Here is a 12,968-nt window from a genome sequence, read left to right on the forward strand (position 1 = left end):
CGGCAAGGAACATCAAAACCGGCAGATAGTGCACAGCGCTTGTTCCAGTCGATTCAGTTGTAATAAGCCAGCGGATACTATCGATGTTTCAGCGACTTTGTGTCTAATATTATTTTTTTTGATAGTGATATTGAATTCATATCGGACAGGCTTAAGCTCGTTGACAGCTCCCCGCCGCGCCGTCTTTCGTCACTTGCATCCGTGGGCCGCAAGATCGGCATCAACGCCATGAATCCATCGATATGCTTTGGTTATTGATCTGTAAAAATTTAATATTGGATCGAATTTTCCGGATCTTCTAAGCTTGGCGTCTATTCTTGCCGCCGCACGCGGCGTGGCAAACAGACCAGATTCTCCTGCAGACGCCACGGCAAACCCGCGTCAACCAAGAACCCGTCAAACCACCGCGGCTATGCCGTACATCATAAAGAATCCAGCATGGACCCAATACTGCATTTCGAACAAGACGAGCGCGGCATCGTGACACTGACGATGGACCACAATGAAACTCGCAATGCGCTCACAGGCAACAATATGGTCAAGGAATTTCTTGCGGCGATCCAGCGTATAGAAACCGACCACGCGGTGCGTGCTGTAATCATCACCGGCGCCGGCAAGGTTTTTTCTTCCGGCGGAAATATTGCCGAAATGGAAAGACAGCTCAAACCCGAATTCCCCAGCCCGGCATTGCGCCATGAGTACCGGGAAGGCATACAACGCCTTCCCCTGGCCTTGCATAATCTGGAAGTGCCCACCATTGCCGCAATCAACGGACCGGCTATCGGAGCCGGATTCGATCTGGCCTGCATGTGCGACATACGCATCGCGTCCGACCGTGCCGTATTCGCCGAAAGTTTCGTCAAGCTGGGCATTATCCCGGGGGATGGCGGCGCCTGGTTCCTGCCCCGGCTCATAGGCATGTCGCGCGCGGCCGAAATGACACTTACCGGCGATCCGATAGATGTCGCGCAAGCCGTGCAATGGGGCCTGGTTTCAAAAGCTGTGCCGGCGGAAGAATTACTGGCCGAATGCCGCAAAATGGCGCTGCGAATCGTCGCCAACCCAAGCGATGCAATCCGGATGAGCAAGCGCTTGCTGCGCGAAGGCCAGCATAGCCGGCTCGATACCCTGCTGGAGCTATCGGCAGCCTTTCAGGCGATGGCGCACAAATCCGAAGACCACGCGACCGCAGTGCGGGCATTCATGCAAAAGCGCGCCCAAAAGAAATGAACCATTTCCCCGCGGCAGGCCAGGCAGCGCAAGCGACCTGTTAAATTCGATAGCGCTTGACCACTTGCGGGTCGGGATCGCACCCCAGGCCTGGGCCGTTGGGAATGCCTATAGTGCCGTCCGCGCCGGGCAGGCCTACATCGCCGAACAAAGGGGCTTCCAGCTGGACGCCAAAAACTTCAATACCCCCTATGCCGCCATATGCGCCAGCCAATTGCAAGGTGGCCAGCAGGCCCGGACCGAAATAAGGCGAGTGAGGCGCCATCTGGCGGTGATATTGCCGAGCCAGCTCGGCAACCGCGCCAAATTCGCTGATGCCCCCCATTTTGGTCACACTGGGCTGGAAATAATCCACACTTCCCGCTGCCAGCAAAGGCTCGAACGACACCGCATTTGCGAGGTTCTCGCCCAGAGCGAGCGGGATATCGACGGCCTCGCGCAAACGGGCCAGACCCGGCAAGTCTTCGGGCGGCCATACGGGTTCTTCCAGCCATTTGAGCTTGTATGGAACCAGTTGCGTAGCCATCCGTATGGCCTGATCGGCGCTCCACTCGCAATTGACGTCCAGCATCAGGTTCACGTCGTCGCCAATGGCGCCACGGGCGGACGCAACCGCGTCCACCGTAATCTCATGCAGTTTCAGGCTGCCGAACCCCTGCTTTAGCGCGCGCTCGCACGCGCGCGAGACAACCGCCGGATCAGACAGGCGCATAAAGCTTTTGTAGGCGGGAACAGTATCGCGTACCCTCTGCCCCAGCAACTGCGCCACCGAAACGCCGGCACGTTTTCCGGCCAGGTCCCATAAGGCAATGTCCAGGCCGCTTAATGCATATTGCACCGGACCGCTGCGTCCAAAAATATGCAAGGGCTTTTTCAGGGCCGCCATCAACGCGGAAATATCGCTTGCATCTTTCCCCAAAGCCAATGGGCGCACCACCTCTTCCAGAGCCTTTATGGTCGATGGAATAACGTTGTAGCCGAACGCCTCGCCCCACCCTGTAAGGCCATCGTCGGTCTGGACCTTCACCAGCAGATAGGAAAGACGGGACCAGACAGTCCCTCCAAAGCCGGTAGGCGCGCCGTCATGCTGATACGGAATGGATACGGGTATTGCTTCAATCGAAAGAATATTCATGAATCGGGATGTTCCGTAATATCGTTGGAATGCGGGATTTCCTGGTCGCCGTGGGACGCCATCGCCGAGCCTGCGGCTTCAGTAGCAGGAACTGCGCCGCCGCCCAGGTAAATACGGCTGATCAGCTCTCCTTGTCTGATTTCGTCGGCCGTGCCTTGACCGCCGATTTTTCCGGTTTCGACCAAATAGCAATAATCGGCGAACTTAAGCGCCTCTTTGACCAGCTGCTCTACCAGCAGTATCGCGACGCCCGATTTCGAGAGCTCTTTGGCCACCGTGAGAATCCGATTAATGACCATGGGGGCCAGTCCGCTGGATGGCTCGTCCAGAATGAGCAGGCGAGGTTCCGCCACAATGCCTTGGGCTACGGCCAGGATCTGCTGCTGTCCACCGCTTAACCGGGACGCCATCAGATGGCGCCTCTCGGCCAGTTCAGGAAACAAATCGTAGGCCATGTCCAGCTTGGCGCGGTCGCCGCGGCGATTCCGGGCATAGGTGCCCAGCAGCAGATTGTCTTCGATACTCAGGCCGGTGAAAACCCGATGCCCTTCCAGGACCATGACCAATCCGGCCTGCGCGGTAGCGCGGGCGTCGGCACTGGAAATGTCCTGGCCGCCGAACAGCACGCGTCCGCCTTTTTTTGCCACCAGCCCCGAAACGGCATGCAGCATAGAGCTTTTCCCCGCACCGTTGCGGCCCAGCAATACGACAAACTCGCCTTCATGGATGCAAAAATCGACACCATGGACGACTTCCGCCTTGCCGTATGCAACCTGCAACGACGAAACGTCCAACAAGATGGGAGATGCCGAATGCCCGCGTTCTTCTTTATGCATGATCAGGCCCCCAGGTAAACACGGATGACTTCAGGGTTGGCGCGAACCTCGGCGGCCGACCCGCTGGCTATGGTGCTCCCCAGATTCAGGGTAGTGACGCGATCGCAAATCCGGAATACAAAATCGGTGTGATGCTCGACAATCAATACGCCCAGGCCCGCATGACCCATCGCCAGCACGATAGCGGCCAGTTGTTCGATTTCGTGCTCCGTCAGGCCGCCGGCGGGTTCATCAAGCAAGATAAAACGAGGCCGCATGCACAGGGCCCGTGCTATCTCGAGAAACCGTTGCTCGGCGTGGTCAAGCAAGCTGGCCGGTTGATCCATGATGTGGCCCAGGCCCATGGCTTGAAGAATTTCGCGGGCCCGGGCGCGCAGCCCGTCGTCCTCCCGGCGCGCCGCCGGCAAGGCCAGTGCGTTCTGCAAAAAGCCGGCGCGCGTATCTTTCCAGCCTCCAAGCATTGCGTTGTCCAGGCCGCTGAGCGTGCCGAGCAGCCGGGGCTTCTGAAACGTCCGCGCAATGCCCACCGCCGCCCGGTGTTGTACCGATGCGCGCGTTAGCGGCAATCCATCCAGCGCGATCGAACCGCCGTCAATGATGTAATAGCCCGAAAGCAGATTCAGCAATGTGGTCTTGCCGCTGCCATTGGGGCCTATCAATCCGTGGATTTCACCCTCTTTCAAAGACAGGGACACTTGATTGACGGCCACCACCCCACCAAAGTGTTTGCTGGCCTGTTCAAGCTGCATGCCGTCCGTGTGTTTGCGCCCTGTGCGAATCGCCGCGATCAGTCGGGGGATATCGGGGCTAACTACCCGTTTCTCGCGATTGCGAGGAGAGAATTTTTCACGGAGCAGGCGAATGACACTACCTATTCCTTCCGGAACAAGCAAAACAACAATGAGCAGCAAGGCGCCATAAAAGAATTGCCCCCAACGAGCCAGAGAACCCATCATTTCCGGCAATATCGCCAGCACAATGGTTCCCAGGAACGGCCCCCAGATGGTACCCCTGCCGCCGATTACGATGCATATGAAGAAAAACAGGCTTAGCTCGAAGACAAAGGTTTCAGGTGTGATGTAGCTTTGAAGCGTGGCGAACAAAGCGCCCGACAGCCCCGCTGTTACGCCGCTGAATGTGAATACCGTCAGTTTTACCCTGAAGATTGGTACGCCCGCCGAACTGGCCGCCACCGTGCTGTCGCGCAATGCGATCATGGCCCGGCCCCACATGCGGCGCACCAGATTCCACGAAAGCCATGTAACCAGCCCCGCGAATGCCGCCACCAGCCAATACAGGCCCGAGGGACTGGCAAACGGAGCGTTGAACGGTGGCACACTGAGCCCTACTCCGCCCCCGGTCAGGTCGGCCTGAGCCAGAGAAAATTCGGTAACCATCAGGGCAAAGGCCAGCGTTGCCATGGCGAAATAGAAACCCGGCAATCTTAATGAGGGCAGGCCTAAAAGAAATCCGCAGACGCCACCCAGGCCCGCCGCAGCCAGGGTGGCGATCCAGGGATCCAGATCGTAACGGCCGGTGAGGATAGAGTAGGCATACGCGCCAATGGCCAATAGGCCGATATGCCCGATGGACAGCACCCCGGTGTAGCCCACCGCCAGGTTCAGGCCCGCAACCAGAATCCAGTAGACGCCGATCAGGGTGGCAATATGAAGCTGATACGGATTACCTATCCATAAAGGCAAGGTAGCCAGTGCCGCAACGCAAATCAGCATGGGCATGCCAGGTTTGAGATGGATATTCATACTTGACGCATCTTTTGGTTCCCGAACAAGCCTTCGGGTTTAACCAGCAAGAAAAACATTAACAGGCCAACCGCGATGGTGCGTTGGTATTCGCCGCCAAAAAAATAAGTGGCCAGGGTGGATAACAACCCCAGCACCAGGCCTCCGATCACGGCGCCAAGGTTGCTGCCCATGCCTCCGACAGCGAGGGCGATAAAGCCGTACAAGGTGAGGGTCAACCCCACCGCGAAATCCGCGAATGTAAGCTGCCCGCCCGCAAAGCCGACCAGGCCGCCCAGTAATCCGGCTATGCCGTATGAAAACGCCCTGATGCGGCCCGTCGCCACGCCCCGCGCCCTGGCGGCAAAAGGATCTTCGGCAACCGCAAGAAAAACTTTCCCAAACAATGTGTGGCGATAAAAACGGTCCAGGGCAACGACCACCAAGGCAACGCACGCGATAGGAAGCCAATATTTCTGATCCCACAGTCCCGAGGTGAAATCCTGGTCGATCAAGCGCGGAAAAGGCTTGGGCTCGGTGCCCCACAACAGCACTACGCTTTGCTGAATGATGGTTGCCAGAGCCAGCGTACTGAGCAGCCAGAGATGTTCTTCGGAACGGGCCAGAATACGCCTGATTGCAACGAATTCTGTAAGCAGGCCCAAAATAATGGCGGAGGCAATGGCCCCTGCCAGCCCTACGAAAACGGGCAGTTTCAAGTCGCCGATCAGGTAGGCGCCCATTACCCCGCTGATCATGAAAAGATGGCCCGTTGTAAAGCTAAGGACCTTCGAGGTCGAGTACATCGCGTTGTAGGCCAACGCGGCGGCCGCATAAAGCGAGCCTATCGCCAAGCCCGTGACCAGGACTGTCAGCATGCCGGGAACTCCTGTGACTATTAAAGATGTGTCGGCCCGATTCGGGCGAGCCGACACCATTTCCAATCAAGGCGCGCTACTGCGGAGCCCGCTTGAAACTGCCATCTTTGAATGTATTGGCAAGATCGACCACCATGGCGGAATCGGGGAAACCGTTATGGTTTTCAGGAGTCCAGGTGTAATCGGCATAAACGCCCTTCAGGTCCTTGGTGGATTCCAGCACTTTCTTGATGGCCTCGGGATCGGTGCCGCCCGCCTTCAACACAGCATGCTCTATGATTTTTACCGTGTCGTAACCCAGGGCAACCCACCAAAAGGTGAAATTGATCTTGTCGCCCAGTTTCGGCCGCATCTGGTCCATCAGTTTTTGGGTAGCCGCCGGCAATTTTCCACCGGCATCGTACGTGGTGCTGGTATAGCCGGCCGCGTAGGTATTGTCCCAATAGGATGGTTTGTTGAGGAGATCGCGAATAGGCAAGCCCATCAACGCGGGGTGGCCCACTACCGGCACATCCCATTGGGCATTGCCGCGGGCATTCAGGATACGCGCCAGCAAGCCGGTTGCCGCGGACCAGGGCATCAGCACATCGGCCCCGGCCGCGCGAGCCTTGGCGATTTCGTCGGCCACGCTGGTCTTGTTGGGGTCGATCAGAACCGAATAGACCGGTTTGATCCCGGCTTTTTCAAGCAAGGCGGCCGCAGCCTTGGCCGAAGAGGCGCCATAACCGGTGGTATCGCCGATGATCGCGATTTTCTTGTGCTTCAGGACGTCTATGGCGTAGCGGTTGGCCGACGTTATCCATTGCTGATTCGAGTTGATGACACGAAAAGCCAGGGGGTATTTCTTTGCATCTATCAGACTATCTACCGTACCAATAACCAGATTCGGCACTTTTGCCCGCGTCAGAATAGGAATGGTGGCCAGGGATTCACCCGAATTGACCGGCCCGATCACAAAGGCCACTTTTTCGCTGTAAGCCAGTTCGTTGGCAAAATTGACCGCCTTGGTCGGGTCGCCCACGGTATCGCGGGTAATCAGTTTCAATTGCCGGCCATTGATTCCCCCCGCCTTATTGATCTGTTCAACGGCAAACTGCACACCTTCGTTTTCGGCGATTGCCGCGGAAGACAAGGGACCCGTCAACGACGACAGCCAGCCAATCTTGATGGGGTCGCTGTTGGCACTGGCGGTTGCCGAACCTAGCACGCAGGCCAGGACGGTGGCGCCTTGCACTGCAAGTTTTACTGCGTGGAAAAGCTGTTTCATGTCTGTCTCCTTGAGAGATTATTATCAAATAGCCACAACATCTTCAGGTGCTGTGCCGAACTATCCGTGTTGCGAATCCCGAACCGATATCCGGTAACGCTCTATGGTTTCCCAATCGAATGTAAAACCCGTCCCTGGCCGGTCGGGCAGGCAAATAGTGCCATCAGGCTCGAGGGACATTTTCTCGGTAAACAACGGGGCAAACCACGGCATGTGTTCGCACCACGTTGCGTTGCCCGCCGAAGCGACAATATGCAGGCTATGTTCTGTGAAGATATGGGGAGACACGGCAAGATCGAGCGTGCCCAGGTAGCGAACCGCCTTGAGCATCTCGGTGTATCCGCCCATGCGTTGGAGGTCGGGCATGAACACCGTTGCCGCCGCACTCTGCGCCATGCGCCGGATGCCATAGCGCGTATATTCGGTTTCGCCGCTAGCCACCGGCGTATCCAGCTTGCGAACGAGCATGGCGCCCGCCTCATCGTTCCATGTAGGGACAGGCTCTTCGAACCATTCAAGATTGAACTGTTCCAGCGCCTTGCCCAGCCTGAGCGCGCTGGCCGCATTCAGGCCCTGATTGGCGTCGGCCATCAGGGAGACGCCATGGCCGATTTCCGACCGTACCGCCTCGACCCGGGCAACGTCTTCTTTCCAGTCGGCCGATCCGAGGCGCATTTTCATGGCAGTGAAGCCTTGCGCCAGAAAAGCGCGGGCTTCGGCCACCAGCTCATCCTGGCTGGATGAAAGCCACAGGCCGCCGCTGGCATAGACCGGCACGCGGTCGCGGCACGCGCCGAATAATTTGTACAAAGGACGATTCGCCGCCTTTCCGATAATGTCCCAGCATGCGATATCTATGGGGTTATAGGCCAGTATGGAAATACCGCTTTGTCCATAGAAATTGCTGCCGCGGAAAAAATCGTTCCATAGACGCTCGACATCGTGCGGATCGCGTCCTACGACCAGCGGAGCCAGAGTTTGCGTGAACTGGGCAATCGCCGCCAAACGATGACGATCAAAACAAAAACCATAACCTTGGCCAATGATGCCCACATCGGTCTCCAGCGTGGTCAACAGGCAGCACACATCGGAAATTTCATGGATGGACGTTTTCAAAGGCCGCTCCAGCGGCAGCGAAACCAGTGCTGTCTTGAGTGCTGTAATGCGTATGGCTGACGGCGTAGAAGATGTATTCACACTAGCTCTCTTTAATCAGTTGTGCGCTCGCGCCTTCGGCGGCTCTACCGCCCTCAGGCAAATTGCCGCCGGATATCCGTCAGTGCATGAACGCTTCTCAACGCCGGCGTGAATCAAAAGCCAGCCCTCCCAGGGCCTTGTCTTTACCAACGTGTTGGATGGGTACTATCGATGTTTTAAGCTGTGCTTGTCTAATATTATTTTTTTCAATTCCGATACCAAAGCAATATCAATCTATCGGTTGTGCAATGCAAAAAACCCGCAATGCCAGAAAGCATGCGGGTTTCTATACTGCAATCAACTGCTGTAGACTAATTCCTGGCGCAGAGGGACATTCACATTGTGGCTTAAAATCCATATAAACAAACGATCTATAAAATTCAATTTTTACAGATACCGTCAAAAGTACCGTTATAAAAACGCCGCTGGGGCGAATTTTACAAGCCGCCCCCATGCGTCAATTTTTCTACTATGCCCATTAGCCACGCTACGGGGCGACAGAGATATGCCCGCCAGCCACTCTACGCCGCTTGGGTACCTTCGCTACAGGAAGCAAGCTGGTGTACCTCTGATAAAGCACAAAAAGGAAGGCCACCCGCGCCGCATCGTCTTTACCGCCCTTGTAGCCGTAGGCGGAATCCACCGCTCTATCCACCGATTGATGCGCTCTATGTAATTCCGTGGGCATGGTAAGCGGATCGTACAGGTCGGCCAGCGTGGCGTCGGGATACAGCGCGCGGGCTTCGAGCACCGCTCGCCCGGTGGCTTCGATACCTTCGCGCTGCTTGTCGGTCAGTGCATCCGGCCATGGATAATTGTTGTAGACAATGGTATTGGAATAGCGGTAATCGCTTTTCAGTCGCCCGCATACCGCGCGCATCCAAGCATTGTGTAGGGTGCTATTGAGTACGGCGAAGTGGTAGAGGGTGGCATTCGGAATCACCAAAACCAGATTACTTGCCAACGCTTCAGCGGGCAAAAAACCCATAGGCACAAACTGTCGCCTTTCGGATGACACGCTGGGCAAGACCATGAATGGCCCATCAGGCAAAAATTCAACATGAAATCGTGTCGGAGAATTGGCCAATTTTTGAGTGGGTGGGCTGTCACTTGCAAGCCGAAACTCACGGACGGCCTGGACGCGTTTTAGAGCCTCAGGCATCGCACGTAATTCGGACGGGGTGCAGTCACCGAGCCACAGACACCAGCGCTCTATTCCGTTGATAAACTCCTCGGCACCCAGCCACTGACGAAACCACTTCGCGCTTGCCGGCTCTTTCGCAATGAACACCGCCTTTTCAGACTGGGTAAACAGGTAATTCCCGTTGTCAATTGGCTTGTTGCCAATTTGTATGTGGGGCACTCGACATATCGGAGCCGAACGGCGCGGTATCAATACGTCGGGTGCGTCAAGCAAGTAAGGATTGACGCGACTTGCAGCAATCGCAATCCCGTCTTCCTTGATGTTGTTGCCGTAGTCGAACAACGTGCAGGCTGGTGGCGCGCGCAGCCCGAAGCCGATGATGACGCAATGCACGGCGGCATTGCCCTTGCCCTCATTGCCCCACTTGAAGGTACGGTGCGCGAATCGAATTTTAATGCCAGCGGCAAGCAATGGCGACCATAACACCGCCACCTGTTCACCTTGGGCAATGGAGTTGGTGGATACGAAAGCTACATCAATAATCGGATTCACCTGGATATAGTGCATCGCCTTGATGTACCACGCCGCCACCAAGTCCAACAGCCCCGCGTTCTTGATGCCCGCGAACACGCTTCGCGTGTCGGCGCGCTGCGCATCGGTCATGAATTTGGCGCCAACAAAAGGCGGGTTCCCCAGCACATAGCTGCAACGCTCAGGCGCGACCACGCCGGCCCAGTCAATGCGCAGCGCATTGTCGCAAACAATGGTCGGGCTATCCACCAGCGGCACCGTAGGCCGCGTGTTGCCGAAGCGTTGCGCCGCCTCCAGGTTCATCTGGTGGTCGGTAATCCACAGCGCCACGCGCGAAATATGGGCTGCGGCTTCGTCAATCTCGATCCCATAGAACTGTGTCACGCGCACCCGGCACAGCGTGGACACGTCCAGCAGGCCACGCCCACGGTCAAAGTCGAACAGGTCAGCGATGATCTCGTTTTCCAGACGGCGCAATTCACGATAGGCGATTACGAGGAAATTGCCACAGCCGCAGGCGGGATCCAAAAAGGTGAGGCTCGGCAGCTTGTCATAGAGTGCTTTCAAACGCGGCTTGCTATGTTTGGCGGCTTGATACTCCGCACGCAAGTCATCCATACACAGCGGATTGATAACACGTAAAATGTTGCGCTCGCTCGTGTAATGCGCGCCCAGCTCCCGGCGTGACGCTTGCCGGGTTTCGTCGGGATGGTGCACCTCCAGCACCCCCTGGAACATAGCCCCAAAAATCGCCGGACTGATTCCGCTCCAGTCTAATTCGGCACATTCCACCAGCAGTTTACGTAGCGTGGTATCAAAAGACGGTATGCGGGTGCGCTCTGAAAACAAATTCCCATTAATGTAGGCGAAGGCAGACAGCGTTTCGTCGAGCGTGGATTGCCGTTCTACTTCGGCAGTATTCAAAACGTCAAACAACTCCGCAAGTCTGGCTCCGGTGTCACGCCCATCAGGTCGCGTAGCCTCGATGAGATTGCGGAACTGCCCATCAGCGCCAAAGATGCCGGTATCGTCGGCAAACAGGCAAAACAGCAAACGGGTAAGAAGCACTTCAAGATCACGCCCCTTGAAGTTAGCACGCAAAAGGGCTTCATGGAAACGCGAAACGACGTAGGCAGCTTGCCGATTAATGGGGGATTCTTCGACGATCTCGGGGGCGTTCTCTTCCACCAAAAAATTAAACCACCCGGCGCGCTTGGCCAGGTCTTTCAATGTGCACTCGCTGTGCTGATCCGTTTTGAGATCATAAAGACGGAAACGGGCGAAGTCGCTGGTCACGATATAGCGCGGGCGCTCCGCCTCAGGTAAGGCCACAAAATAATCGGCCGCCTGGTTAAAGGCGGCATCTAAATTTTTGCCCCGACTTTTATGCTCTACGATCAACAGCCCTGGGATGAAACTGTCAATGAAGCCATGCCCGCCACCGATCTTGTCTACCGCTTTTTCGTATATGGTCGCAGACTCGGGGCGCACACCAAAGCACTCATAAAATCGCGCCCAAAACAGCTTGGCATCGGCATTTTCTCGGGCGGCGTCTTTCCATTGAACAGAAAAGGCTGTCAACCTGCGGCGTACTTCGTTTCGGGTCAGGCTGGGCATAGGATCATGTGCAATGGCTAGGGTGATAACTTACGGGTATTGTAAGTAATCTTATTCTCTCAGGTTTTTTTAACGGATCGCCGGCGGTACCTGCGATGTTCGAAGGCGCTTCCAGGCGTCTTTTAGGCTACCAGCGAGCCATCCCGAAACCGCCAAGAAAACCGTAAATCGCCATGGCTTCAAAAGGCCACCATGTTAAAATAAAGGACGTTAAGAAGTAGCTGTTCACGCATCAAAATTATTAGGAAAGCTCCAGCGATTGCGCTTCAAAGTCACATTGATCCTACGGCATTTTTTAAATACAGGGTGGCACTATGAAGGATGATTTGCCAGACGTACATTTTGGCCCCATTGGGAAAGCGCGTGTTCCATGGTGGACAGTTGAAACCCCTGATCCTGACGATACAGAACTGGAAGTAACCGATCCTGCTGTGGTGGCTATTCTGGGATTCGACCCGAAAGAATTTTCCGAAGAAACCGCAGATGACGTTTCACATGAAGCCGTCGCCACCAAATCAAAGCCTATCGAGTAGTGCGGCCTGCTCTTTCATGGCCGCTCGCAAATCCTTGAGGGATTGGCGCAACTTGAGCCACGCGCCCCCCCCTTATAGAGGCATTGCGAGATGACGCGGCTTCAGCTTAATACAGTCCGCACTAATGCACAGTTATTCCTTCCGACATACCACCATTCGCGCGCGTACATATCCAGGAACTATCCCCGCCACTGCTGCTGTATGCGATTTAATCGAGCCATCAGCGCTGTATACGAAATAGATAGTAATCGGTCACGTTCCGATTCCAGCTCTATGATTTCCTGCCTGATCCGCTGGAAGGTAGTTTCATGCATTCCCTTTGGTTTTCGCCAGTAATTCTCCCCACCTAGCCGCGCTTCGAGCTTTCGTTGCCTGCGCCAGGTTGCGCTTGTTTCATCATCTGACTGGCAAGGGTAGCGAAGCCGATGACATTTCCGGCACGCCACCTGTTGCCCGAAATAAACATGAGCACAGCGCCGCTGACAATACGGGCAAAGAAACCAAGTCCGCCCGCCGCCGTAATTGCAGGCCGTCTTTACCAGAATTACATGCTGATTTACAGGCTGGTCATTGATCTGATAATTGAATGTCACGCCCCTCTGATCGACTTTCATGCCGATTGATGACAGTACCCTGCCACTATCATCTTTCCAGGCCCAAGTAAGGCCAAGCCCGGCCCGTAAATTATTTTCCCGCTGAAGCCGCCGCACGTCGATACTGCGAAAATAGGACGTTTTTCGATGATAGGCCGGTCTGCCCGCTCCGTATCGTGATCCGCCAGTACCCATCAAATCTCCACAGAAAACGAAATCATTAAGCAAAACACACTACTGCGTACCACCAAAATAGTTAAAAATC

General features: G+C 55.7%; 9 protein-coding genes. 2 read left to right on the plus strand and 7 right to left on the minus strand.

The window, feature by feature from the left end:
• Positions 1-438 precede the first annotated feature (438 nt).
• On the plus strand, positions 439-1,230 hold the full coding sequence (locus LSG25_RS11670; protein WP_232741104.1) for a crotonase/enoyl-CoA hydratase family protein: 792 nt from the start codon (positions 439-441) through the stop codon (positions 1,228-1,230).
• Between the two features lie 40 nt (positions 1,231-1,270).
• Here the strand turns inward: LSG25_RS11670 and LSG25_RS11675 are convergent, their stop codons facing one another.
• The 7 genes from LSG25_RS11675 to LSG25_RS11705 form a co-directional block, all read right to left on the minus strand.
• Positions 1,271-2,365: a mandelate racemase/muconate lactonizing enzyme family protein gene (locus tag LSG25_RS11675; protein WP_232741105.1), complete on the minus strand. Its 1,095-nt coding sequence runs from the start codon at positions 2,363-2,365 to the stop codon at positions 1,271-1,273.
• Positions 2,362-3,201, minus strand: a complete 840-nt coding sequence (locus LSG25_RS11680; RefSeq protein ID WP_232741106.1) for an ABC transporter ATP-binding protein — start codon at positions 3,199-3,201, stop codon at positions 2,362-2,364. The genes LSG25_RS11675 and LSG25_RS11680 overlap by 4 nt, the downstream gene beginning before the upstream one ends.
• Positions 3,202-3,203: 2 nt before the next feature.
• Positions 3,204-4,964: an ATP-binding cassette domain-containing protein gene (locus tag LSG25_RS11685; RefSeq protein ID WP_232741107.1), complete on the minus strand. Its 1,761-nt coding sequence runs from the start codon at positions 4,962-4,964 to the stop codon at positions 3,204-3,206.
• Positions 4,961-5,821, minus strand: coding sequence for a branched-chain amino acid ABC transporter permease (locus tag LSG25_RS11690; protein WP_232741108.1), 861 nt, complete (start codon positions 5,819-5,821; stop codon positions 4,961-4,963). Before LSG25_RS11690 ends, LSG25_RS11685 begins: the two co-directional genes overlap by 4 nt.
• A gap of 76 nt (positions 5,822-5,897) precedes the next feature.
• Positions 5,898-7,088: an ABC transporter substrate-binding protein gene (locus LSG25_RS11695; protein ID WP_232741109.1), complete on the minus strand. Its 1,191-nt coding sequence runs from the start codon at positions 7,086-7,088 to the stop codon at positions 5,898-5,900.
• 60 nt (positions 7,089-7,148) lie between these two features.
• Positions 7,149-8,285 carry a mandelate racemase/muconate lactonizing enzyme family protein gene (locus tag LSG25_RS11700; protein WP_232741110.1) on the minus strand — a complete coding sequence of 379 codons (1,137 nt, stop codon included), beginning with the start codon at positions 8,283-8,285 and terminating at the stop codon, positions 7,149-7,151.
• 487 nt (positions 8,286-8,772) lie between these two features.
• On the minus strand, positions 8,773-11,577 hold the full coding sequence (locus tag LSG25_RS11705) for a DNA methyltransferase (protein WP_232741111.1): 2,805 nt from the start codon (positions 11,575-11,577) through the stop codon (positions 8,773-8,775).
• Between the two features lie 314 nt (positions 11,578-11,891).
• On the opposite strand from LSG25_RS11705, the gene LSG25_RS11710 reads away from it, so the two are divergent.
• On the plus strand, positions 11,892-12,110 hold the full coding sequence (locus LSG25_RS11710; protein ID WP_232741112.1) for a hypothetical protein: 219 nt from the start codon (positions 11,892-11,894) through the stop codon (positions 12,108-12,110).
• Positions 12,111-12,968 lie beyond the last annotated feature (858 nt).

The sequence above is a fragment of the Paralcaligenes sp. KSB-10 genome (assembly GCF_021266465.1).
Classification (GTDB): domain Bacteria; phylum Pseudomonadota; class Gammaproteobacteria; order Burkholderiales; family Burkholderiaceae_B.